The 22,909-nt window shown below is 72.6% G+C and carries 20 protein-coding genes; 7 read left to right on the forward strand and 13 right to left on the reverse strand.

All coding sequences use genetic code 11. The features are described 5' to 3' along the window. The first annotated feature begins 157 nt into the window (after positions 1-157). The 4 genes from OG432_RS14160 (at position 158) to OG432_RS14175 (ending at position 7,080) form a co-directional block, all read left to right on the forward strand. Positions 158-3,433 (forward strand): NACHT domain-containing protein, encoded by a 3,276-nt coding sequence (locus OG432_RS14160; RefSeq protein ID WP_328311296.1) that lies wholly within the window; start codon positions 158-160, stop codon positions 3,431-3,433. Positions 3,434-3,511: 78 nt separating this feature from the next. Next, positions 3,512-3,853: a trypco2 family protein gene (locus OG432_RS14165; RefSeq protein WP_328311297.1), complete on the forward strand. Its 342-nt coding sequence runs from the start codon at positions 3,512-3,514 to the stop codon at positions 3,851-3,853. Next, positions 3,850-4,194, forward strand: a complete 345-nt coding sequence (locus tag OG432_RS14170; protein ID WP_328311298.1) for a trypsin-like peptidase domain-containing protein — start codon at positions 3,850-3,852, stop codon at positions 4,192-4,194. Before OG432_RS14165 ends, OG432_RS14170 begins: the two co-directional genes overlap by 4 nt. A 9-nt stretch (positions 4,195-4,203) precedes the next feature. After that, positions 4,204-7,080, forward strand: a complete 2,877-nt coding sequence (locus OG432_RS14175) for an NACHT domain-containing protein (RefSeq protein ID WP_328311299.1) — start codon at positions 4,204-4,206, stop codon at positions 7,078-7,080. Positions 7,081-7,176: 96 nt separating this feature from the next. Here OG432_RS14175 and OG432_RS14180 read toward each other — a convergent pair whose 3' ends face one another. Next, positions 7,177-9,702 (reverse strand): ATP-dependent Clp protease ATP-binding subunit, encoded by a 2,526-nt coding sequence (locus OG432_RS14180; RefSeq protein WP_328311300.1) that lies wholly within the window; start codon positions 9,700-9,702, stop codon positions 7,177-7,179. A gap of 430 nt (positions 9,703-10,132) precedes the next feature. Here OG432_RS14180 and OG432_RS14185 point away from each other — a divergent pair, with 430 nt between their 5' ends. After that, on the forward strand, positions 10,133-10,768 hold the full coding sequence (locus OG432_RS14185) for an SCO3374 family protein (RefSeq protein ID WP_328311301.1): 636 nt from the start codon (positions 10,133-10,135) through the stop codon (positions 10,766-10,768). Here OG432_RS14185 and OG432_RS14190 read toward each other — a convergent pair. The 10 genes from OG432_RS14190 to OG432_RS14235 form a co-directional block, all read right to left on the reverse strand. Next, positions 10,747-11,088 carry a histone-like nucleoid-structuring protein Lsr2 gene (locus tag OG432_RS14190; RefSeq protein WP_328311302.1) on the reverse strand — a complete coding sequence of 114 codons (342 nt, stop codon included), beginning with the start codon at positions 11,086-11,088 and terminating at the stop codon, positions 10,747-10,749. The genes OG432_RS14185 and OG432_RS14190 overlap by 22 nt on opposite strands. Positions 11,089-11,241: 153 nt before the next feature. Continuing rightward, positions 11,242-11,772 carry an amino-acid N-acetyltransferase gene (locus OG432_RS14195; RefSeq protein ID WP_328311303.1) on the reverse strand — a complete coding sequence of 177 codons (531 nt, stop codon included), beginning with the start codon at positions 11,770-11,772 and terminating at the stop codon, positions 11,242-11,244. A gap of 9 nt (positions 11,773-11,781) precedes the next feature. Continuing rightward, positions 11,782-12,240: a BlaI/MecI/CopY family transcriptional regulator gene (locus OG432_RS14200; RefSeq protein ID WP_328311304.1), complete on the reverse strand. Its 459-nt coding sequence runs from the start codon at positions 12,238-12,240 to the stop codon at positions 11,782-11,784. Between the two features lie 121 nt (positions 12,241-12,361). Further along, positions 12,362-12,535, reverse strand: a complete 174-nt coding sequence (locus OG432_RS14205; RefSeq protein WP_328311305.1) for a hypothetical protein — start codon at positions 12,533-12,535, stop codon at positions 12,362-12,364. Positions 12,536-12,548: 13 nt separating this feature from the next. Then, positions 12,549-13,136 (reverse strand): hypothetical protein, encoded by a 588-nt coding sequence (locus tag OG432_RS14210; RefSeq protein ID WP_328315101.1) that lies wholly within the window; start codon positions 13,134-13,136, stop codon positions 12,549-12,551. Between the two features lie 159 nt (positions 13,137-13,295). Further along, positions 13,296-14,102, reverse strand: a complete 807-nt coding sequence (locus OG432_RS14215; RefSeq protein ID WP_328311306.1) for a type III pantothenate kinase — start codon at positions 14,100-14,102, stop codon at positions 13,296-13,298. After that, positions 14,102-15,127 carry a carboxylating nicotinate-nucleotide diphosphorylase gene (nadC, locus tag OG432_RS14220; protein WP_328311307.1) on the reverse strand — a complete coding sequence of 342 codons (1,026 nt, stop codon included), beginning with the start codon at positions 15,125-15,127 and terminating at the stop codon, positions 14,102-14,104. Before nadC ends, OG432_RS14215 begins: the two co-directional genes overlap by 1 nt. After that, positions 15,124-16,875, reverse strand: coding sequence for an L-aspartate oxidase (locus OG432_RS14225; protein ID WP_328311308.1), 1,752 nt, complete (start codon positions 16,873-16,875; stop codon positions 15,124-15,126). The genes nadC and OG432_RS14225 overlap by 4 nt, the downstream gene beginning before the upstream one ends. Next, a complete protein-coding gene (gene panC, locus OG432_RS14230) occupies positions 16,872-17,963 on the reverse strand; it encodes a pantoate--beta-alanine ligase (protein WP_328311309.1) in 1,092 nt (363 codons plus the stop codon). Before panC ends, OG432_RS14225 begins: the two co-directional genes overlap by 4 nt. After that, positions 17,960-18,883, reverse strand: a complete 924-nt coding sequence (locus OG432_RS14235) for a Rossmann-like and DUF2520 domain-containing protein (protein ID WP_328311310.1) — start codon at positions 18,881-18,883, stop codon at positions 17,960-17,962. The genes panC and OG432_RS14235 overlap by 4 nt, the downstream gene beginning before the upstream one ends. Positions 18,884-19,014: 131 nt before the next feature. Here OG432_RS14235 and OG432_RS14240 point away from each other — a divergent pair, with 131 nt between their 5' ends. Beyond that, a complete protein-coding gene (locus OG432_RS14240; protein WP_443058386.1) occupies positions 19,015-20,229 on the forward strand; it encodes a threonine aldolase family protein in 1,215 nt (404 codons plus the stop codon). 83 nt (positions 20,230-20,312) lie between these two features. Here the strand turns inward: OG432_RS14240 and OG432_RS14245 are convergent, their stop codons facing one another. Then, positions 20,313-20,543, reverse strand: a complete 231-nt coding sequence (locus OG432_RS14245) for a hypothetical protein (RefSeq protein ID WP_328311311.1) — start codon at positions 20,541-20,543, stop codon at positions 20,313-20,315. A gap of 165 nt (positions 20,544-20,708) precedes the next feature. Between OG432_RS14245 and OG432_RS14250 the strand changes: the two genes are divergently transcribed. After that, positions 20,709-21,821, forward strand: coding sequence for a DUF5937 family protein (locus OG432_RS14250; RefSeq protein ID WP_328315103.1), 1,113 nt, complete (start codon positions 20,709-20,711; stop codon positions 21,819-21,821). Between the two features lie 66 nt (positions 21,822-21,887). Here OG432_RS14250 and OG432_RS14255 read toward each other — a convergent pair whose 3' ends face one another. Further along, a complete protein-coding gene (locus OG432_RS14255; protein WP_328311312.1) occupies positions 21,888-22,862 on the reverse strand; it encodes a quinone oxidoreductase family protein in 975 nt (324 codons plus the stop codon). Positions 22,863-22,909: the final 47 nt, after the last annotated feature.

A 22,909-nucleotide genomic window follows, 5' to 3' on the forward strand; every position in this document is an offset into this window, starting at 1 on the left:
GTAACGATCAGACGGGGAATACCCGCGGTGCCCGCGCAACGCCCCCTAACCCGCCTAGTAGGTCCTCGCCGCGCTGTGCGCCTTGTCACCGCGGCCCGGACCCCCGGCCCTCCGTTTCGGGACCAAGGTCCCCCGGTCCTCGCTAGGCTGACGCGTCGTGGATCCCGCGCAGATAGGCATCAAGCTCGCGACGAGCGTCGTCGGCCCGCTCGTCAAGAAGCTCTTCGTGACCGAGGGCCCCGGCGCCGGCCTGGTGGAGCGCCCCGTGCGCCTCTCCGGGTACGTCTCCTTCCACGGCGAGAAGCGCACCCTGGCCGGGCCGGATCTGCGCAAGCTCGCGGCCGCCCTGGTCGAGGAGGGCCTGCGGAGCCACGAGCGGGCCGTGCCGCGCGACGAGGAGCAGGCCGTCGTCGACGCGCTCGCCACCACCCTGTACGCCCTCGGCGCGCTGAGCCTCAGCGACGTCGAGGCGGTCGCACTCGGCCACGAGGCGCTCGCCCGCGAACTGCGCCGGGCCGGCAGCCACCCCGAGCGCCACCTCTCCGCCGACGCCACCCACTTCTACGACCGCCTCCTGGTCGCCACCTGCCTGCACATCCTGCACTTCTTCACCCAGCGCACGACCTTCGTCGCCTCCACTGTCGTCCAGCAGAGCCGCCGTCAGGCCCAACTCGACGCAAAAATGGACGAGTTGATGACACGAGTGCCGCGGGCCGATGCCCGCGACGCCCCCTTCGAGCGCCGCTACCTCGATCATGTCGCCCACAAGCACGGCACGTTGACGATCTACGGACTCGACCTCGCCAACTCCCCCGGCATCTGGCCGCTGGACGCCGCCTATCTGAGCCTGGAGGCGACCGACGCCGGTCCGCGCACCGAGCTCGTCGAGCGGCTGCGCACCTCCGCCGCCCGCTACGACCAGCATCCGGGCCTGCTCGCCGCCCGCATCGACCGCTTCCCCGAAAAGCCGCCCGAGCCACCCGCCCCCTGCCTGCCGATGCCCGCCGATCAGGCCCTGGCCGGCCGCGAGCGCGTCCTGCTGCGCGGCGAGGCCGGCTCCGGCAAGACGACCCTCGTGCAGTGGCTCGCCGTCAGCGCGGCCCGCCGGGGCGCCGGGGCAGGCGAGGACGCGGACCCGGCCGACCGCATGACGTATCTGCGCGACCGCATCCCCTTCGTCCTGCCGCTGCGCACCCTGACCCGGCACGGCGAGCGGCTGCCCGCCCCCAAGGACTTCCTCACCGCCGTCGGCTCACCGCTGGCCGGGGAGCAGCCGCACGGCTGGGAGTCCCGGGTCCTTTCGGCGGGCCGCGGCCTGATCCTGGTGGACGGCATCGACGAGATCCCCGACGCCGAACGCTCGCGCACCCGCGCCTGGCTCCGCGACCTCACCGGCGCCTTCCCCGGCAACCGCTGGCTCGTCACGTCGCGCCCCTCGGCCGTCCGCGAGGACTGGCTGGGCGACGAGGACTTCGCGGAGCTGACCCTGTCCGCCATGAGCCCGTCGGGCGTGGCCGCGTTCATCGGCCGCTGGCACACCGCCGCCCGTGCCGGCACCGGCACCGGCGACGACACGACCCTCGCCGCGTACGAGGCGCAGCTCCTGGATTCCGTACGCACCAAGCCCGACCTCGGCCGGCTCGCCACCAACCCGCTGATGTGCGGCCTCATCTGCGCCCTGCACCGCGACCGCCGCGGCTTCCTGCCGTACGGCCGCAAGGATCTGTACGACGCCGCCCTCACCATGCTCCTGACCCGCAGGGACCGCGAGCGCAGCATGGACGGCCTGCCCGAGCTGCGCGAGGAGCCGCAGCTCCAGCTGCTCCAGCGCATCGCGTACTGGCTGATCCGCAACGGCCGTACCGAGATGGACCGTTCGCGCGCCGAGCAGATCATCGGCGAGCTCCTCCCCGCGATCCCCGAGATCGCCCGCATCGGCGACGCGGCGGCCGTCTACGCCCACTTCCTGCACCGCAGCGGGCTGCTGCGCGAGCCGGGCCCCGGCACCGTCGAATTCGTGCACCGCACCTTCCAGGACTTCCTCGGCGCGCGGGCCGCGGTCGAGGAGGGCGCGTGGGGCGAGCTGGTGCGGCACGCCGCCGACGACCAGTGGGAGGACGTCGTACGGATGGCCGTCGGCCACGCCCGGCCGCGCGAACGCCGGGAACTCTTCGGGGAGTTGCTCGCCTTCGGCGACGACCACGACTCGCCCGCGGTCACCATGCGGGTGCACGTGCTGGCCGCGACCTGTCTGGAGCACGCGGCGGAGCTCGATCCGGCGGTACGGGCCGCGGTCGAGCGCCGCACCGCCGTGCTGATCCCGCCCACCAGCTCCCGCGCGGCGCAGAGCCTGGCACAGGCGGGCCCGCTGATCCTGGACCTGCTGCCGGGACCTGACGGGCTGTCACCCATGCTCGCCGAGCACGTCGTGACCGCGGCCTCGCACACCGGATCCGACCGGGCGATCCCGTTCATGGCCCGCTTCGCGCGCCATGCGCGGCTCGCGATCAGGCGCCAACTCGTCTGGTCCTGGGGCCGTTTCGACACCCACCGGTACGCCGACGAGGTCATCGCCCACCTCGACCCCACCGACCTGTACTTCTGCGTGACGACCGAGGAGCAGCTGGAGGTGCTGCACGGGCTGGGACCCCGGCCGCTCCTGGAGGTACGGGGCGATGTGCCCGTGCCGGCGCTGCGGGAGTATCTGCGCGGCGCCCGGCTCGAAGGCCTGCGGATCCGGGAGAACGAGACCCTGCGGGACCTCTCGTTCCTCGCCGGACAGGACGCACTGGCCGACCTGACGATCACGAGGTGCCCGAGGCTCGACGACCTCAGCCATCTGCCGGGGCTCCCCCTGCGCACGCTGGCCCTGGATCTGGCGGACGTCTCCGACCTGGCGCCGCTCGCCGCCCTGAACGGCCTGGAGGAGCTCGGCCTCGCAGGCGCGGCCGGGCCGTGGAGTCTGTCCGACCTCCCCGCCGATGCGCCGCTGCGGGAACTCACTCTGACCGGGGCCGGGGGGCCGGACGGTGATTTCGCCGGCATCGACCGGTTCCAGAGCCTGGAACGGCTCGTCCTCGGCCCGAACCGCGGCCCGAAGGACCGCGCCGACTGGGACGCCCTCGCGCGGCTGCCGCGGCTGCGGTCGCTGCACCTCTCGGGCCGGCTGCTCGGTACCGCACCGCCGTCGGCCCGGCTCCTGTCGCCTACGTCGATCGTCCTCCCCGGCGGGACGGGCCAGACGGCCATCGACCGCCTTCCCCAGCTCTTTCCCGCCATGGAAACACTCATGGTCCGCTCCACCCCGTCGGACCTCGACCTCACTCCGCTGGCCGCGTCCCGCCATCTGCGACGGATATGGCTGACAAATCTGGGCGGCGCGCTGCACGGGGCCGACGCGCTGCACCCCGGCGTCACGGTCACCGTGGGGTGATAACGCGCGGCCGCGCCCCACCCCTGTCCCAACTACCCACCCCGGCACGACAATTGGTGCGAGCCGAGGGGGCGCACCATGACCGACGACAGCCACGCGTGGGACGGCATCGAGCTGGCCGACGCCATCGAGTCCGTACGCGATCAGCTCACCGAGGCCGCCGCGCGGGCGACCGGGCAGCCGCTGGTCTTCGAACTCGGCGACATCCAGATGGAGTTCACGCTCGAACTGCGCAAAGAGGTCAAGGGCGGCGCCAAGGTGCGGGCCTGGGTGGTGGACGCGGGCGCGGACGCCGCGCGCATCACCGGACGTACCCACAAGGTGTCCTTCACCCTCAAGCCGCACACCGCACCGGACGGCTCCGCCTGGAAGGTCGGCAACGACCGGCCCGGCGGGCGCTTCGGGGCCGGGCCGCGGTGAGTACGGGGCTGCCCACGACCGCCGACCGGGTCGTGGCCGTCCTGTCCGACGGGCGTCAGGGCAGCGGCGTCGTCGTGTCGCCGTGGCTGGTGCTGACCTGCGCCCACAATCTCGCCGGCGCGCCGCCCGTCCGGCTCCTGCACCCCTCCATCGGCGAGGTCAGCGCCCAAATCCTGTGGCAGGACGCAGAGTTGGACGCCGCACTGCTCTACAGCGACGAGGAGCTGCTGTCCGGGACGCTGCGGCTCGGCTCCGTGGACACCGCGCAGTCGCTGCCCGGCTGCGAGATCATCGGGTTCCCCGACATCCAGCGCTACGGCGCCGACCACCACCTGGACTAGGACCAGTTCGTGGGGACCGTCCTGCCGGTCGCGGGGAGCCTGCGCGACGATCTGGTGTGTGAACTGCACCGGCCTCCCGCCACCGAGCGCGCCGACGGCAGCTCGCCGCTCGCGGGCCTTTCCGGCGCGCCGCTGTTCGCGGGGGCGACCCTGCTCGGCCTGGTCAAGGAGATCCCGCGCGGCCGCGGCCACCGCAGGGTGGTGTGCGTGCCGCTGCGCTCCGTCTTCGCCGTGGAGGGCTTCCGCGCCGCGTTCGCCACGCTCGCCGCCGTCACCGTCCTCGACCTGGTCACCGGCGTACCCCCGGAGGACCAGCGCTACGAGCAGGAGTACGCGGAGGCCATCGGCGCCGCGTACCGCAAGACGAAGATCTTCGGCTTGGACGAGCTGAACAAGCGGGACTCCGAGTGGGACCTGGACACCGCCTACCTCAGCCTGGAGGCACGACCGAAGGCCAGCGATCCGCCGCAGGCGGGCAGGACCTTGACGGACAGCGCGCCGCAGCGCATCGACGCCCTGCTCGCCTCCCGCCCCCGGGTCCTCATCCGCGGCGAGGCCGGCGCGGGCAAGACCACCCTGGTGTGGTGGCTCGCGGCGCACGCGGCGGCCGGGCGGCTCGGCCCCGGGCTCGCCGACCTCAACGCGCTCGTCCCGTTCGTGGTGCCGCTGCGCAGCCTGCGCGCCCAGGGCGCCACGTTCCCGCTACCCGCCCAACTCCCCACCGCCGCACGCCTCGTGGTGGACGCGGCGCCCGAGGGCTGGGCCGGGCGGGTCCTGAGGACGGGGCAGGCGCTGCTCCTCGTCGACGGCCTGGACGAGGTGCCGCAGGAGGACCGCGAGGAGGCGCACCGCTGGCTCGCCGCCCTCCTGGACCGCTATCCCCGCACCCGCTGCGTGGTGACGGTGCGCCCGATGGCGGTCGAGCCGGACTGGCTGAAGTACGCCCGCTTCGAGGAACTCAGGCTGCTCCCGATGAACGACGAGGACATCACCGCGTTCATCGCCGCCTGGCACCGCGCGGCCCGCCTCGACAGCGGCCCCCACGAGGACCTGGACGAGCTGGAGCGCGACCTGTCCGAGCAGTTCAAGCAGAACAGCAACCTCAAGGGCCTGGCCCGCACCCCGCTCCTGTGCGCCGTCATCTGCGCCCTGCACCGGCTGCGCCAGGGCTTCCTGCCCGACACCCGCTGGAAGCTGTACGAGGCGGCGCTGCGGATGCTGCTCGGCAATCGGGACCAGCAGCGCAAGGTCGAGGCGCCCGAAGGCATCGAGATCAGCGCCGAGGAGTGCACCGAGCTGCTCCAGCGGATCGCGGTGTGGCTGGTGCGCGAGGGGCAGTCGGAGTTCACCCGCGAGCAGGCGCTGCGCCGCCTGGAGCGGGCCCTTTCCGGAATGGAGAACGTACGGGCCCAGGGCGGCGCCGACGATGTGCTGCGGCATCTGCTCAACCGCAGCGGGCTGCTCCAGGAACGCGCCGACAACGTCTTCCAGTTCACCCACCGCACCTTCCAGGACTTCCTCGCCGCGAAGGAGTTCGTGGACGACGGGCATCTGGGCGAACTCCTGAGGCACGCCTCGGAGGAACAGCAGTGGCAGGACGTCATCCTGCTCGCCGCCGGGCACTGCGGCCGCCGCGACCGGGCCGCGCTGGTCAACGGCCTCCTCGACGCCGCCTCCCGGCAGCGCGGCCACCAGGACAGGGCGAAGATAGAGGTGCTCGCGGCGCGCTGTGCGCAGAACACCGCCTACTTCGACGAGAGCACCAGCCGCCGCGTCGGTGACCACATCAAGGCGCTCCTTCCGCCGCGCGACGTGGAGGCCGTGACGCTCCTGGCCCGCCTCGGCCCACCGGTGCTCGGGCATCTGCCGGCCCCGGCCGACACGCCCCGCGAGGCGCTGGCCGATGTAGTCGCGCTCATCAACCGGGTCGGTGGCGCGGAAGCCATCGAGCATGCCGGGGCCTGGGCCGCGGCCCACCCCGGCACCGTCGACCTGTTCACCACCGAGTGGTCGCGCTATCCCGCCGAGCGCTATGCCCGCGAGGTGCTCGCCCGGCTGGATCTGCGCGAGGCGCGGCTGCACGTGGAGACGCGGTGGCAGCTCGCGCAGCTTCCGCACGTCCCGGACGCCCAGCGGCTGTGGATCACCGTCCCGCCCGACCTCACGGCGGTCGAGCTCCACCGGGCTCTGCGCGGGCGCACGATGACGGCGCTGCGCCTCAACAGCACCGAGCGCCTGTCCGATCTCGCGTTCCTGCGGGACAGCGCGGAGCGCCTGGAAGACCTGGAGGTGCTGCGGGGTTCGGGCCTGCGCGACCTGTCGCAGATCGCCCTGCTGCCGCGGCTCGCCTCGCTCGGGCTGCTCGACGTGGCCGCCCAGGAGGTCGACCTGAGCCCGCTCGGCTCGGCGCCCGCCCTGCGCACCCTGCTCTTCGGCAGCAGCACCGACCTGCACCTCGCCCAACTGCCCGTCCTGCCCGGTGTCAGCACGCTGCACCTGGAGGCCGATCAGGTCGCGGGATTCGACGCGCTGAGCCGCTGGCCCGCCCTCGGCCATCTGGAGCTCGCCCCGTCCTCGTCGGCCACCACCAGACGGCTGCTCGCGTATGTGCGCGGGCGCCCCGGCATCGGCCGGCTCGGGGTGGCGCTGAGCTCGGTGGCCGCCCTGGCCGGGGTCGCGCCGCTGCCCGGGGTGCGCCACCTCGACCTGTGGCTGGCCAATTCCGACGGCGACCTCGGCGCCGTCCTCGCGGTGTTCCCCGCCCTGACGACGGTGGACCTCGCGGTCGGCACCGTCCAGGCCGGCTCGTGGAACCCGGCGGCCCTGCTGCGCCGCCCCGGCCTCACCGTCACCGTCAACGGCGGCCCGCTGGCCCCGCAGGCGTAGACCGTCGGGCCCACGCACAAGGGCCGGCCCGGCTCGTACGGTGCGTACGAACCGGGCCGGCCCTTCAGGCAGTTGCGGCGAGTCCTCCGGGGAGGGCTACGCCTCCTTGCTCAGGTTCGGGCCGCCGCCGGCGGCCGCGTCCTCGATCGGGGGGACGTCGGGCAGCGCCGACTTCTCCTCGCCGCGGAAGGTGAACTTCTTCGCCTCACCCTCGCCCTCGGTGCCGATGACCACGATGTGACCGGGGCGCAGCTCACCGAAGAGGATCTTCTCGGAGAGGATGTCCTCGATCTCCCGCTGGATCGTCCGGCGCAGCGGCCGGGCGCCCATGATCGGGTCGTAGCCCTTCTTCGCGAGCAGCGACTTGGCCTCGGCATTGAGCTCGATGCCCATGTCGCGGTCCTTGAGGCGCTCGTCCACCTTGTCGATCATGAGGTCGACGATCTGGATGATGTCTTCCTCGGTCAGCTGGTGGAAGACCACCGTGTCGTCGACACGGTTGAGGAACTCGGGGCGGAAGTGCTGCTTCAGCTCCTCGTTGACCTTGGCCTTCATCCGGTCGTACCCGGTCTTGACGTCACCCTGGGCGGCGAAGCCCAGGTTGAAGCCCTTGGAGATGTCCCGGGTCCCGAGGTTGGTCGTCATGATGATGACCGTGTTCTTGAAGTCCACGACCCGGCCCTGGGAGTCGGTCAGCCGACCGTCTTCCAGAATCTGGAGCAGGGAATTGAAGATATCGGGGTGGGCCTTCTCGACCTCGTCGAAGAGGACGACGGAGAACGGCTTGCGGCGCACCTTCTCGGTGAGCTGGCCGCCCTCTTCGTAACCCACGTAACCGGGGGGCGAACCGAAGAGGCGGGAAACCGTGTGCTTCTCGCTGAACTCCGACATGTCGAGGGAGATCAGCGCGTCCTCGTCACCGAAGAGGAATTCCGCCAGCGTCTTCGACAGCTCGGTCTTACCGACACCGGACGGACCGGCGAAGATGAACGAACCACCGGGACGCTTCGGGTCCTTCAGACCGGCACGCGTACGACGGATCGCCTGCGAGAGCGCCTTGATGGCGTCCTTCTGGCCGATGACGCGCTTGTGCAGCTCGTCCTCCATGCGGAGCAGCCGCGAGGACTCCTCCTCGGTGAGCTTGAAGACCGGGATGCCCGTGGCCGTGGCCAGCACCTCGGCGATCAGCTCGCCGTCGACCTCGGCGACGACGTCCATGTCGCCGGCCTTCCACTCCTTCTCGCGCTTGGCCTTCGCGGCGAGCAGCTGCTTCTCCTTGTCGCGGAGAGACGCCGCCTTCTCGAAGTCCTGGGAGTCGATGGCCGACTCCTTGTCGCGGCGCACGCCCGCGATCTTCTCGTCGAACTCGCGGAGGTCCGGCGGCGCGGTCATCCGGCGGATGCGCATCCGGGAACCGGCCTCGTCGATCAGGTCGATCGCCTTGTCCGGCAGGAAGCGGTCCGAGATGTACCGGTCGGCCAGCGTCGCGGCCTGGACGAGGGCCTCGTCCGTGATCGAGACGCGGTGGTGGGCCTCGTAGCGGTCGCGCAGACCCTTGAGGATCTCGATGGTGTGCGGCAGCGACGGCTCGGCGACCTGGATGGGCTGGAAGCGGCGCTCGAGAGCGGCGTCCTTCTCCAGGTGCTTGCGGTACTCGTCGAGCGTGGTGGCACCGATGGTCTGGAGCTCACCGCGGGCCAGCATCGGCTTGAGGATGCTCGCCGCGTCGATCGCGCCCTCGGCGGCACCCGCACCCACCAGGGTGTGGAGCTCGTCGATGAACAGGATGATGTCGCCGCGGGTGCGGATCTCCTTGAGGACCTTCTTCAGGCGCTCCTCGAAGTCACCGCGGTAGCGGGATCCGGCGACCAGGGCGCCGAGGTCCAGCGTGTAGAGGTGCTTGTCCTTGAGCGTCTCGGGCACCTCGCCCTTGACGATCGCCTGGGCCAGACCCTCGACGACGGCGGTCTTGCCGACGCCGGGCTCGCCGATGAGGACCGGGTTGTTCTTCGTACGGCGCGACAGGACCTGCATGACGCGCTCGATCTCCTTCTCGCGCCCGATGACCGGGTCGAGCTTGGATTCGCGAGCGGCCTGCGTCAGGTTGCGGCCGAACTGGTCGAGCACCAGGGACGTGGAGGGGGTGCCCTCCGCAGGGCCGCCGGCGGTGGCGGCTTCCTTGCCCTGGTAGCCGGAGAGCAGCTGGATGACCTGCTGCCGCACCCGGTTGAGATCGGCGCCCAGCTTCACCAGGACCTGGGCGGCGACGCCCTCGCCCTCGCGGATCAGGCCGAGCAGGATGTGCTCGGTGCCGATGTAGTTGTGGCCGAGCTGGAGGGCCTCGCGGAGCGACAGCTCCAGGACCTTCTTGGCGCGAGGGGTGAAGGGGATGTGCCCGGACGGGGCCTGCTGGCCCTGACCGATGATCTCCTCCACCTGCTGGCGGACCGCCTCGAGCGAAATCCCGAGGCTCTCCAGGGCCTTAGCGGCGACACCCTCACCCTCGTGGATCAGTCCCAGGAGGATGTGCTCGGTGCCGATGTAGTTGTGGTTGAGCATCCGGGCTTCTTCCTGAGCCAGGACGACAACCCGCCGCGCGCGGTCGGTGAACCTCTCGAACATCGTTAATCGCTCCTCAGAGCGGTCGGGCAGTTAGGGGGCGGTCCCCTCCCTGTCCTTCCGCATGCTAGTCCCGCAGGGCGGGACAGCTCATTCCAACTGCCGACACCCGTTCAATGCCTCCCGGCCCGAACAGCCGACAACTGCTCCAACCCGATGGTGCGAGACGATGTTCCCGCAGGCCAGACAGATACCCCTGTCTCCAGTACGCCGATGGCGAACGTGAGACCGCCTGACGAGCGTGTCGCCCCTCCCCACTAGGAATGTCTTACCCGCCCGGACCGACACTCCATGCGAAAGACCCCGGTTCCGTAAGCTACGGGCGAACAGCCTTGCGCCTGCACCCGCGTCCGGACGCCTGGAATTCGGCGACGGAACGGATTGGTCCGGGAACCCAGCGTAACTTGGCGCCGTTTCATCAGTTGCTCCGGGCATGGCCTTCACCGTGCCGGCACCCCGCGCCCCCCTGGATGGCCCGCTCGCGCACTGGTACGAGCGCGAGCTAGGCTGGGCCGTGTCCGCCGGGCCCCCCGTCCATCTGCTCACGGGGCTGCGCTTCGACGTCCTCGAACTCCCGGCGACCGCCGGGTTCGCCCTCCTCGCGCGGTACGCGAACACCGGCCCGGTCGCCCTGATGGGACACCGGATGCGGCTGCTCGTCGCCGCGGGGAGCGCGGACGAGCTGCCGGGGCTGCTCGACTGGCTCGAATGGGGCGGGGTCGCCCTCGACCTGACGGCGATCGGCGCCGGGGGCCGGATCACCGCCCCCGTGCCACCCGGCTGGGCCGGTTCGCGAGGGGCCGCCGTATGGCTGCGGCCCCCCGAGCCGGGGTGCGAGGTGGAGGCGGGGCTCCCCTCCTTCACCGGAATCACCCAGTGCGGCGGAGCCGGTGAGAGGAGTGCTCGCGAAAGCCCGGGGACCGCCCTTGCGGACGGCCGCTCCACGGGTCTCGGCCTCGTGCCGCTGGTGGCCGCGGCGGCGACGGAATGCCACCGGGCCCGGTTGTTTCACGCTAAATCCCCAGGTGGTGCGGGGAACGCGGGAACTCAGCCGTTCTGCTTCTCGTAGGCTTCACGGATTTCGGCCGGGACGCGGCCGCGGTCGTTCACGTTGTAACCCTGCTCCTTGGCCCACTTGCGGATCTCCGCAGTGTTCTGGTTGCCGGTGCCGAGCAGCGCACCACGCGCCTTGCCACGGCCGCCCGCCGCGCGGCCACCGGTGCGCCGGCCGCTCTTGAGGTAGGGCTCAAGGAGACCCCGGAGCTTGTCCGCGTTGGCGGTGGTGAGGTCGATCTCGAAGCTCTTGCCGTCAAGAGCGAACGTCACGGTCTCGTCAGCCTCGCCACCGTCGAGGTCATCGACAAGAAGGACCTGAACCTTCTGTGCCACCGGATTTCCTTTCATCGAAAATGCAGTACGCGGAAAGGAAACCGCTTTTGACTGGAAAACACAAACCCCCAGGAGAGGTTCAGGATCCTTGCTCCGCGGGAAACGTACGCGATTCGGACATAGGGATCCGACAGCTTCCCGCCGCTTCCCCGATCACAGGTGCAGAAGCATCCGGGTGTTGCCCAAGGTGTTCGGCTTCACTCGTTCGAGACCGAGGAACTCCGCGACGCCCTCGTCATAGGAGCGCAGCAGCTCGCTGTAGACATCTGTGTCAACGGTATCGACGGGAGTCTCCTCGATCTCCGTGAACCCGTGCTTCGCGAAGAAGCCGACTTCGAAGGTGAGGCAGAAAACCCGGCGCACTCCGAGCCAACGGGCGGTCTGGAGCAGCTTGCCGAGCACCAGATGTCCGATGCCCGCACCCTGGAACTCCGGGTCCACCGCGAGAGTACGCACTTCGGCGAGGTCTTCCCACATCACGTGCAGCGCCCCGCACCCCACCACCCGCGCGTCCGAGTCCCGTTCGGCGACCCAGAACTCCTGGATGGACTCGTAAAGAGTGACGGTCGCTTTGTCGAGCAGGATCCCGTCGTCGACGTACGCGTCGAGAAGGCCTCGCACGGCCCGTACATCGCCGGTCCTGGCGCGGCGGACGGTGACGGCATTAGCGGCGGGATAAGACATGCCTGGACGCTATCGCCCCGTGCTGTCGCCGGGCACATCGCCCTCTTCGGATCCCTGTTCGGGTTCGGGTTCGCGGGCCTGTTCGGGTTCGCGGCCCCGTTCGGGTTCCGGCTCCTGCACCATGCGCACGGCATCGCGCAGCGCTTCGCGCTCCTCGGGGGACATCATGCCGAAGAAGGCGACGAGAGCGGCCGCCCGGTTGTCGCTCTGGGACCAGGCTTCGTTCATGAGGGCCGCGGCGTACGCGGCCCGCGTCGAGACCGCCGTATATCGATAGGCCCGCCCGTCGACTTCCCTGCGGACCCAGCCCTTCTGATGGAGATTGTCCATTACGGTCATGACCGTGGTGTAGGCGATCGACCGTTCCTGCTGAAGGTCTTCGAGGACTTCCCGGACGGTCACCGGACGGTTCCACTGCCAGACCCGGGTCATGACGGCGTCTTCCAGCTCTCCCAATTGACGGGGCACATCTGCACCATAGTGGGAGATGTCGCGAATGGCTGGTTATTTGCCGTGAGGGCGCAGCAAAAAGGGCGCACGAAGGGAAATACCCCGTGCGCCCTGCCGTACGTGCCCGCCCGGAACCGGGTCAGGAGGCGGCGTGCTTCTGCTGTGCGGCCTCGGCGCGCGCGAGTGCGCTGTCCACGGCCGCGTCCTCCTTGCCCTTGTTGGGACCGCCCTGGCTCTTCACGATCGTCACGACGAGCGCGATGAAGAAGATGGCCATCACCACGGGGGGCAGAAGCGCGGAAACGTAGTCCATGGGGACAGACTAGCTAGCCGGCCCGCCGTTCCTCCGGCGGGGGCACCGGACGGCGGCGTGGCGGGAACGCCTCGGAGGGCTTCGGCACCGGCCGGCCGGGCGCCGGGTGTCCGGGCGCCGCCGGGCGGGCCGGGGTGGCCGGGCGGGGCTCGGCGGCCTTGTCCTTGTCGGCCGCGCTGCCGCCGACCAGCGTGAGGAGCCGGGTGCGCGGGCCGGGCGCCGAGACCGCGCGGCCGGCGAGACGGGCCCGCACCGATCGCTCCGCGATCCGGCGGCAGCGCTCCAGGAGGGCCGCGCAGACCGGGTCGGAGCGCAGGGCGCGCAGGGCGGCCAGGTCGTCGGGCCCGGGGTCGTAGCCGGCCGCCAGGGCGTCCTGGAGCAGCTCGGTGTAGCCGGGCAGCGAGCCGGGGAGCGCGTCGCGGTAGCGGACGAGGTCGGCGAGCAGGAAGGCGCGCAGCCGCTCCCCCTCGCGCACGGCCTCGTCGACGGAGTCGGCCAGGCGCAGGCAGTCCTTGACGTCCTCGTCCTGGGCGGCGCTGGGGTGGAGGGCGATGGCGAGGGCGCGTCGGAGCACACGCAGCTCGTCCGCACCGAACGCCATGCCGCCGCGGGATCCGTATGGCGTGGGCATGCGGCGACGATACGTCCTAAAGGGACAAAATCCTCTTAACAGGCTGATGCCGGGCGCGTTGGCGGGAGGGGCCCTTGTGACGGCGGGCCGTCCTCCCGCGCGCCCGGCCGCCGTCGAACCCGGCGGCCCTCAGGACCGCGCCACGTTGCGTTCGTACACGAGGCGAAGGCCGATCAGGGTCAGCCACGGCTCGTGCTCGTCGATCTCCTCGGCCTCACCGAGCACCATCGGCGCGAGGCCGCCGGTGGCGATGACCGTGACGTCGTCGGGGTCGCCGTCCGGGCCGACCAGCTCGCGCTTCATGCGCCGCACCACGCCGTCGACCTGCCCGGCGAACCCGTACACGATGCCGGACTGCATGGCCTCGACGGTGTTCTTGCCGATCACCGCACGGGGGCGGGCCACCTCGATCTTGCGGAGCTGGGCGCCCCTGATGCCGAGCGCGTCGACCGAGATCTCGATGCCGGGGGCGATCACCCCGCCGGTGTACTCGCCGCGCGCGGTGACCGCGTCGAACGTCGTGCCCGTGCCGAAGTCGACGACGATCGCCGGGCCGCCGTACAGCTCGACGGCGGCGACCGAGTTGACGATGCGGTCGGCGCCGACCTCCTTCGGGTTGTCGGTCAGGACCGGCACGCCCGTCTTGACGCCGGGCTCCACCAGGATCGCCGGGACGTCGCCGTAGTAGCGGCGGGTCACCTCGCGCAGCTCGTGCAGGACGGAGGGCACGGTCGCGCAGATCGCGATGCCCTCGATGCCGTCGCCGAGCTCCGCGCCGAGCATCGGGTGGGTTCCCATCAGGCCGTTGAGCAGGACGGCCAGTTCGTCCGCGGTGCGGCGGGCGTCGGTGGAGATCCGCCAGTGCTCGACGACCTCCTCGCCGTCGAACAGGCCGAGGACGGTGTGGGTGTTGCCGACGTCGATGGTGAGCAGCATCAGATGCGGCCCTCTCCGGCCGCGCGCAGGTCCAGGCCGATGTCGAGGATCGGCGAGGAGTGGGTGAGGGCGCCCACCGCCAGGTAGTCGACGCCCGTCGCCGCGTACGCGCGGGCGTTGGCCAGGGTCAGGCGGCCCGAGGATTCGAGCATCGCGCGGCCCGCGACCAGGGCGACCGCCTCGGCCGTCTCGGCGGGGGTGAAGTTGTCGAGCAGGATCAAGTCGGCCCCGGCGTCGAGGACTTCGGTGACCTGGGCCAGGGTGTCGACCTCGACCTCGATGGCGAGGTCGGGGAAGCGGTCGCGTACGGCCTTGAACGCCTCGGCCACGCCGCCGGCCGCGACCACGTGGTTGTCCTTGACCAGCGCCGCGTCCGACAGGGACATGCGGTGGTTGACGCCGCCGCCGCAGCGCACCGCGTACTTCTCCAGGGCGCGCAGGCCCGGCGTGGTCTTGCGGGTGTCGCGGACCTTGGCGCCGGTGCCTTCGAGGGCGTCGGCCCAGGCGCGGGTCGCGGTCGCGATGCCGGACAGGCGGCACAGCAGGTTCAGCGCGCTGCGCTCGCCGGTCAGCAGGTCGCGGGTGCGGGTGGTGACGCTGAGCAGCTTCTGGCCGGCCTCGACGCGGTCGCCGTCGGCGACGTGCCGCTCGACCTCGAACTCCTCGGTGCACACGATGGACAGGATCGCCTCGGCGACCCGCAGGCCCGCGACCGTGCCGGCCTCGCGGGCGGTGAAGTCGCCGGTGGCGACGGCGTCCTGGGGGACGGTCGCGGCCGACGTCACGTCGACGCCGCCGTCCAGGTCCTCCTCGATGGCGAGGTGCGCGATGTCCTCGACCTGGACGGGGTCGAGACCCGACTCGGCGAGCAGCGCGGCGAGCGCGGGGTCGAGCCCGCACTCGTACACCTCGTCACCGCCGCCGCAGCCGCAGTCGTCGCCGCAGCCGCCGCCCTGGACGGGCGCACCGATCTGGATCAGGGGGACGTCCACCGGCTGGGGACGGAGTTCCTCGGGCGTGCTCACGGTGACGGCTCCAGGGGGGTGGCGGCGACGGTCGGGGGGAAGGTGGCGGTGCCGGTGGGACGGATGTCCAGGGACCGCTCGGGGGTGAGGCGGACGACGAGGTGGCGCTGCCAGGCCGCGTCGTCGCGGTCGGGCCGGTCCTCGCGCCAGTGGCAGCCGCGGGTCTCGGGGCGGGCGGCCGCCGCGGCGACCAGGACCCGGGCGACGAGAAGCAGGTTGGTGGTCTCCCAGGCCTCGACGCCGGGCACGGCCGCCTTGCGGTCGTCGGCGCGGATCGCTTCGAGGCGTTCGGCGGCCTCGGCGAGGCTCGCGTCGGAGCGCAGCACCCCGGCGCCGTTGGTCATGATCCGCTGGATGTGGATGCGGGCGGCCGGATCGAGCAGCGGCACGGGACCGCCGGGCGGGGCGTCCCGGCCGACCGCCGGGTCGACCGCCGCACTCCGTACGGGAGTTGGGGCACCCCCGCTGCCGGCCTCCACGATGTCCGCCGCGATGTTCTCCGCGAAGACCAGGCCTTCGAGCAGGGAGTTGGAGGCGAGCCGGTTGGCTCCGTGCACGCCGGTGCAGGCGACCTCGCCGCACGCGTACAGGCCGGGCACCGTGGTGCGGCCGCGCAGGTCGGTGCGGATGCCGCCGGAGGCGTGGTGTGCGGCCGGGGCGATCGGGATCGGTTCGGTCACCGGGTCGATGCCGTGCGAGCGGCAGGCGGCCAGGACCGTCGGGAAGCGCTGCTCCCACATCTCGGCGCCGAAGTGCCGGGCGTCCAGGTACATGTTGTCGGCGCCCTGGGCCTGCATCTGGCGGGTGATGGCCTTGGCGACGATGTCGCGCGGCGCGAGCTCGGCCAGCTCGTGCTGCCCGACCATGAAGCGGGTGCCGGCCGCGTCCACGAGGTGGGCGCCCTCGCCGCGTACCGCCTCGGAGACCAGCGGCTGCTGGCCCTCGGAGTCGGCGCCGAGGAAGAGCACCGTGGGGTGGAACTGGACGAATTCGAGGTCGGAGATCTCCGCACCCGCGCGCAGCGCGAGGGCCACGCCGTCGCCGGTGGCCACCGACGGGTTGGTGGTCGCCGAGAACACCTGGCCCATACCGCCGGTGGCGAGCACCACCGCGGGAGCGCGGACCGCACCGACGCCGTCGTGCTGGCCCTCGCCCATGACGTGCAGGGTGATGCCGGCGGTGCGGCCGTCCGCGTCCTTGAGGAGGTCGAGGACGAGCGCGTTCTCGATGGTGCGCACCGCCTGGGTGCGGACCGCCTCGACGAGCGCGCGGGAGATCTCCGCTCCCGTCGCGTCGCCGCCCGCGTGCGCGATGCGCCGGCGGTGGTGGCCGCCCTCGCGGGTCAGCGAGATCGTGCCCGTCTCGTCGGTGTCGAAGTGGGCGCCGGTGCCGATCAACCGCCGTACGGCGCCGGGGCCTTCGGTGACCAGGAGGCGTACCGCGTCCTCGTCGCACAGTCCTGCGCCCGCCACCAGGGTGTCGTCCAGGTGCTGCTCGGGGGTGTCGCCCTCGCCGAGCGCGGCCGCGATGCCGCCCTGCGCCCAGCGCGTGGAGCCGTCGTCCAGGCGGGCCTTGGTGACGACGACGGTGGCGAGGCCTGCCGCGGTGCAGCGCAGCGCCGCGGTCAGGCCGGCGACGCCGGAGCCGACGACCACGACGTCCGCGTCGATGGCCCAGCCCGCGGCGGGGGCGTCCAGGCGTATGCCGGTGTCGGGCACCGCGGTGCCTGCCGTGCCGGTGCTTGTCATTCCGGTGCTCCGAACGTGAGCGGGATGTTGTCGATGAGGCGCGTGGTGCCGACGCGGGCGGCGACCGCGAGGATCGCCTCACCGCCGAACCCCTCGGGTGCCTCGCGGAAGGTCGCCGGGTCGACAAGGGCCACGTAGTCGGCGACGACCGGGGGGTGAGCCTTGGCCGCCTCGTCGAGCAGGCCCTGGGCCACGGCCCTGACCGACGCGGGGGACGGCGCGGCCGCGGCGACCGCGTGCGCGTCGGCCGCGGCGCGGGCCTCGCCGATCGCGGTGAGGGCACCGGCCCGGCCGGAGACCGCGCCGCCCGCCGCGGCGCGCGCGTGCAGCGCGTGCTCGGCGGCGAGCCGGTCGCGGGCCGCGAACAGGGCGCGGGAGAGCGCGAGGGCCGCGGTCCGCTCGGCCGGCGCGAGGTAGCGGTTGCGGCTGGACAGGGCGAGCCCGTCGTCCTCGCGCACCGTCGGTACGCCGACGATCTCCACGGGGAAGTTCAGATCGCGCACCATGCGCCGGATCAGGGCCAGTTGCTGGGCGTCCTTCTGGCCGTACAGGGCGACGTCGGGCGCGGTCAGGTGGAGGAGCTTGGCGACGACGGTCAGCATGCCGTCGAAGTGGCCGGGCCGCGTGGCGCCTTCGAGGAGCTCGCCCATGGGGCCCGCGGTGACGCGCACCTGGGGCTCGCCGCCGGGGTACACCTCGTCGGTGGCGGGCGCGAACACCGCGTCGGCGCCCTCCCGTTCGGCGATCGCACGGTCCGCGTCGAGGGTGCGCGGGTAGCGGTCGAGGTCCTCGCCCGCGCCGAACTGGAGCGGGTTGACGAAGACGGTGACCACGACCTGCCCCTCGGGGCCCGCGAGCCGCCGTGCGGTACGGATCAAGGTGGCGTGGCCCTCGTGCAGGGCGCCCATGGTCATCACGACGGCGCGGCGGCCGGTCCTGGTGAGCGCCGCGAGCTCCGCGGCCGTACGCACCAGGGCGGGCGGGGCCGTCCGGGCCTGCTCGCCGGTCCGCTCCTGCGGGGCCGCCTGGGCCTGCGGGGGCGCCTGGGCCTCCTGGGCCTGCTGGGCCTGCTGGGCCTGGGGCTTCATCGGGACTCTCCTTCGGCGAGCACCCCGAGCAGGTCCTGGGCGAGCTCCGGCTTGAGCAGGCCGTGGGCGAGCGCACGGTCGGCGGTCGTACGGGCCATCGCGAGATATCCGGCGACCGTGCCCGGCGCGTGCTTGCGCAGCTCGGCGACGTGGGCGGCGACCGTGCCGGCGTCGCCGCGCGCCACCGGGCCGGTCAGGGCGGCGTCGCCCGAGCGCAGTGCGTTGTCGAGGGCCGCGCCGAGCAGCGGGCCGAGCATGCGGTCGGGCGCGGCGACACCGGCCTGGCTCAGCAGCTCCATCGACTGGGCGACCAGCGTGACCAGGTGGTTCGCGCCGAGCGCGAGGGCCGCGTGGTAGAGCGGGCGGGCCGCCTCCTCGATCCACTCGGGCTCGCCGCCCATCTCGATGACCAGGGCCTCCGCGGCCAGGCGCAGCTCCTCGGGCGCGGTCACGCCGAACGAGCAGCCCGCGAGGCGCTGCACGTCGACGGCCGTGCCGGTGAACGTCATCGCCGGGTGCAGGGCGAGCGGCAGCGCGCCGGCCCGCCGCGCGGGGTCGAGGACGGCCGTGCCGTAACGCCCCGAGGTGTGCACGAGGAGCTGGCCCGGCCGGATCGCGCCGGTCTCCGCCAAGCCCTCGACCAGGCCGGGCAGGGCGTCGTCGGGGACGGTGAGCAGGACGAGGTCGGCGCGCTCGAAGACCTCGGCCGGCGGGACCAGGGGCACGTCCGGCAGAAGGGCGGCGGCCCGGCGCACGGACGCGTCGGAGACGCCGGAGACCGCGACGGGGCGGTGCCCGGCGAGCTGGAGCGCGGCGGCGAGCGCGGGCCCGACCCGGCCCGCGCCGACGACGCCCACGGCGAGGCGGGCGGGGCGGTCCGCCGGGCTGTTCTCGTGGCGGTGCTCTGATGGTGCGTTCACGCGGTGGGGCCTTCCGTTCCAGTCCGCGAGGGGTACCGGACGCCAAACCAATTTCAAACGGCCCCGTCATGCTACGCCCCGGGCACGGAAACCCCTTGGGTTGTCCACAGGCTGTGGGCGATCATCACGCCATGGCAGATACCGAGAGCGGCCCCGTGAGCGAACCCGGCCCCGGCAGCGCGGACGCGGCCGCGGAACAGCCCCCGCGACAGGACGCGGAGGAGGCGCGGCGCCGCCGCATGGCCGTCTTCCGCGGCGCCGAGCACAAGCTGGCGGACCAGTCGGTCGACCGTACGCTCGGTGAGCGCCTTGCGGCCCTCTTGGCGGACGCGGGCGAGGCCTTCGACCTGGACGCGACGACCGACGTCTACGGCGACGGCGTGGTGGCCGAGCTGGAGCGCCGCACCGCCGAGGTGCTCGGCTTCCCGTCCGCCGCCTTCTTCCCGAGCGGCACGATGGCCCAGCAGGTCGCGCTGCGCTGCTGGGCGGCCCGTACCGGCAGCCCCATCGTCGCCCTGCACCCGCTCGCCCACCCCGAGGTCCATGAGCGCGGAGCGTTCCACCAGGTCAGCGGGTTGCGTACGGTCCATCTGACGGCTGGACCGAGGCTGCCGGACGCGGCGGAGGTACGCGACTTCGACGAGCCCTTCGGCGCCCTGATGCTGGAGCTCCCGCTGCGCGACGCGGGCTATGTCCTGCCGACCTGGGACGAGCTGGTCGACGTGGTGGCCGCCGCCCGCGAACGGGACGCGGTGGTGCACTTCGACGGCGCGCGGCTCTGGGAGACCTCCGCCCACTTCGGCCGTCCCCTGTCGGAGATCGCGGGTCTCGCGGACAGCGTGTACGTGTCGTTCTACAAGTCGCTCGGCGGGCTTTCGGGCGCCGTCCTCGCGGGCCCCGAATCGCTGATCGCCGAGGCCCGCACCTGGCGCCACCGCTACGGCGGCCAGGTCTTCCAGCAGTTCCCGGCCGCCCTCGCGGGCCTGATCGGCCTGGACACGGTGCTGCCCGAACTGCCGTCGTACGTGGCGCACGCCAAGACCGTGGCGCGGGCGCTCGCGCGGGGCTTCGCCGAGGCGGGCGTGGCGTGGTTCCGGGTCAGCCCCGAGGAGCCGCACACCCACGAGTTCCAGGTGTGGCTGCCGTACGACGCCGACGTGCTCGACGCGGCCGCGCTCCAGCAGGCCGAGGAGAGCGGGGTGTGCCTGTTCCGCCGCTGGTTCCCGAGCCCGTCGGGCCCGTCCGGGCTCGCGTACACGGAGGTCACCGTCGCCCGGCCGGGCCTGAAGTGGAGCGCCGACGACGTACGGGCCGCGGTGGCCGACTTCGTACGGCGGCTGCCGTAGCGCCACCGCCCCGGGGCGGGCGGCTGCGCTGGGGCCGACGTCCCGGGCGGGCGGCTGTGGTGGGGCCGCCGCGCGGGGCGGGTTCAGTGGCAGGCCGGCGGGTGGCGGTGGGAGGGCCGGGGGGCGATCAGGTGGGCCAGGGCGGCCCGCAGCCGGCCGGTGGCGAGGCGGCCGGAGAGGACTGCCTCGAAGCGGCGGTAGTCCCGCAGTTCTCTCAGGACCGCCACGTCGTGGGTGCCGGGCAGGGGTGGCGCGGGCCGGCCGAGCCGGGCCGCGCGGTAGGTGTCGATCATGTGCTGCTGCATCGCGTCCATGTCTCCACGGTGACCCCGTCCGGCCCCCGCGTCGCGTCGATTGACGAGCGGCGTCAAACGGGGCCCGGAAACACTTGGGAACCTTGGAGGAACCGCGTCGATTGACCGGGAACGTCAATCGGCGGCGGCCCTGTCAGTGGCCCGGTGCACCATGGGGCCATGAGCGTGACCATCGACATCACGGGCCTCGCGCCCGACCGCATCGACTTCGCGATCTCGCCGCTGGCCGAGCTGGGCCTGGCCCTGCACGCGCTCTCCGAACCGGGCCACCACCCCGGCCTGCACGGCTGGGCGACCGCGACCGCCGCCGCCCTCAAGCCCGACCTCGCGGACCGGTTGCACGAGGCCGAGTTCCTGTGGCGCAACACCTTCTCCGACGTGTTCATGCCGTTCGCGGGCATACCCGGCCACGACGGCACCCCCGGCGCCACGCTCGCCGAGGACCTCGACCTGCTCGACCGCCTCACCGACGAGCGGTTCACCTCCGCCGCCCTGGAGTTCACCTGCTCCAGCCTGTACGGGGTCAAGACGCCGTCGCCACTGCACGATCCGGCGATGCGGATCCGGGCGCTGGACATGGCGGCGACCCGCGGACCACGTCAAGTGGAGTTCACCAAAACCCTGTTGGACGATCCCGCTTCCGTACGGGCCTGGGTGCGGCGCCTCCTGGAGGACTGCGACCAGGCGTTCTTCGCGGACACCTGGCAGCGGGTGCGGGTCCAGCTGGCCGCCGACGCGCGGCACAAGGCGGAGCTGCTGCGCCGCAAGGGTCTCGACGAGGCGATCGGGTCTGTCTCGGCCGCGCTCGGCGTCGACCCGGGCGGCACCCGGATCACCATCGACAAGCTGACCGAGGGCCACACCCTGGCGACCGACCCGGAACCGGGCGCCGGGCTCACCTTCGTGCCCACCTCGTTCGGCTGGCCGCATCTGATGGTGCTGCACGCCCCGGGCTGGCGGCCGGTGATCCACTACCCGGTGCACGGCCCCGAACTGCCGTCGCCCGCCTCGGTGGAGACGCTCAAGCTGCGCATGGAGGCGCTGGCCCACCCGATGCGGATGCGCCTGTGCCGCAATCTGGCCCGCTCCCCGTACACCACGAGCGAGCTCGCCGAGGCGCACGGGATCACCGCGCCGGAGGTCTCCCGCCACCTGGCCGTCCTGAAGAAGGCCGGCGTCATCACCACCCGGCGCCGCGGCCGGTACGTACTGCACCAGCTGGACCTGACCGTCGTGGCCCGGCTGGGCAGCGACTTCCTGGAGGGGGTGCTGCGTTAGCGCGGGGGGGGGCTGCGTTAGCGCGGGGTGCTGCGCCGGCGCCCCCTCCCGCTCCTGCGGGAAGCGCTACGCCACCTTCAGGAGCAGCTTGCCCGTCGAGGTGCGGCTCTCCATCAACCGGTGGGCGGAGGCGGCCTCTTCGAGGGCGAACTCGGCGGTGACCGGAAGCTCGACCTTCCCGCTGATGGCCAGGGCCAGCGCGCGGTCCGCGATCGCGCGCAGTGCCCCGGGGTCGTCGGCCGCGAGGCCCAGGACGGAGAAGCCCGAGACGGTGCGCCCCCGCGGATACAGCTCGCTCTGGCCGACCTGCCAGGCGTCCTCGCCGCTCGCGTTGCCGTACGAGACGAGCCGGCCGAACAGGGCGAGCGAGGCGAGGCCGCGGCGCAGGGTCTCGCCGCCGACGGGGTCGAGCACCAGGTCCACGCCCCTGCCGCCGGTGGCGCGCAGCACGTCCGCGTCGAAGGCGCCGGTCAGGAAGGCGTCGTCGTATCCGTGGTCGCGGGCGTACGCCGCCTTGGCCTCGCCGGAGACCACCCCGTAGACCGCGCCGGCCCCGGCGAGCTTGGCGAGCTGCCCGGCGACGGTGCCGACGCCGCCCGCGGCGCCCTGCACCAGGACGCTCTCGCCCGGCTGGAGCCGGCCCACCTCGTGGATCAGGGCGTGTGCGGTGGGCAGCACGGTGGGCAGGGTCGCGGCGGTGCGCAGGCTCATGCCGGCCGGCAGCGGGAAGACGGTGGCGGCGGGGGCGACGGCCACGTCCGCGTAGGCGCCGCCCTCGGTCATCGCGGCGACCTCCTGGCCGGCCGCGAACCCCTCCACACCGTCGCCGACGGCCCGGACGCGGCCGGAGAGTTCGAGACCGGGCACGAACGGGAGCGCGGCGACCCGGTATCCCACCGAACGCGCCTTGAGATCGGCGAAGTTGATGCCGGTGTACGCGACGTCGATGCTCACCTCGCCCGGCCCCGGCCGCGGAACCTCCGCCTCCACGAGCCGGAGCACCTCGGGACCGCCGAACTCGTCGAACCTGATCGCACGCATGACGCCACTTCCCCGTCCATCGACCGCACAGGACTTCCGAACGGACC

The organism is Streptomyces sp. NBC_00442 (assembly GCF_036014195.1).
Classification (GTDB): domain Bacteria; phylum Actinomycetota; class Actinomycetes; order Streptomycetales; family Streptomycetaceae; genus Streptomyces.

What these genes read in the sequence shown, in the direction of transcription:
- OG432_RS14165 (WP_328311297.1), top strand. Translation starts at nt 3,512, where the DNA reads ATGACCGACGACAGCCACGCGTGGGACGGCATCGAGCTGGCCGACGCC.
- OG432_RS14180 (WP_328311300.1), bottom strand. Translation starts at nt 9,702, where the DNA reads ATGTTCGAGAGGTTCACCGACCGCGCGCGGCGGGTTGTCGTCCTGGCT.
- OG432_RS14185 (WP_328311301.1), top strand. Translation starts at nt 10,133, where the DNA reads ATGGCCTTCACCGTGCCGGCACCCCGCGCCCCCCTGGATGGCCCGCTC.
- OG432_RS14195 (WP_328311303.1), bottom strand. Translation starts at nt 11,772, where the DNA reads ATGTCTTATCCCGCCGCTAATGCCGTCACCGTCCGCCGCGCCAGGACC.
- OG432_RS14205 (WP_328311305.1), bottom strand. Translation starts at nt 12,535, where the DNA reads ATGGACTACGTTTCCGCGCTTCTGCCCCCCGTGGTGATGGCCATCTTC.
- OG432_RS14210 (WP_328315101.1), bottom strand. Translation starts at nt 13,136, where the DNA reads ATGGCGTTCGGTGCGGACGAGCTGCGTGTGCTCCGACGCGCCCTCGCC.
- OG432_RS14215 (WP_328311306.1), bottom strand. Translation starts at nt 14,102, where the DNA reads ATGCTGCTCACCATCGACGTCGGCAACACCCACACCGTCCTCGGCCTG.
- OG432_RS14225 (WP_328311308.1), bottom strand. Translation starts at nt 16,875, where the DNA reads ATGACAAGCACCGGCACGGCAGGCACCGCGGTGCCCGACACCGGCATA.
- panC (WP_328311309.1), bottom strand. Translation starts at nt 17,963, where the DNA reads ATGAAGCCCCAGGCCCAGCAGGCCCAGCAGGCCCAGGAGGCCCAGGCG.
- OG432_RS14240 (WP_443058386.1), top strand. Translation starts at nt 19,015, where the DNA reads ATGGCAGATACCGAGAGCGGCCCCGTGAGCGAACCCGGCCCCGGCAGC.
- OG432_RS14245 (WP_328311311.1), bottom strand. Translation starts at nt 20,543, where the DNA reads ATGGACGCGATGCAGCAGCACATGATCGACACCTACCGCGCGGCCCGG.
- OG432_RS14255 (WP_328311312.1), bottom strand. Translation starts at nt 22,862, where the DNA reads ATGCGTGCGATCAGGTTCGACGAGTTCGGCGGTCCCGAGGTGCTCCGG.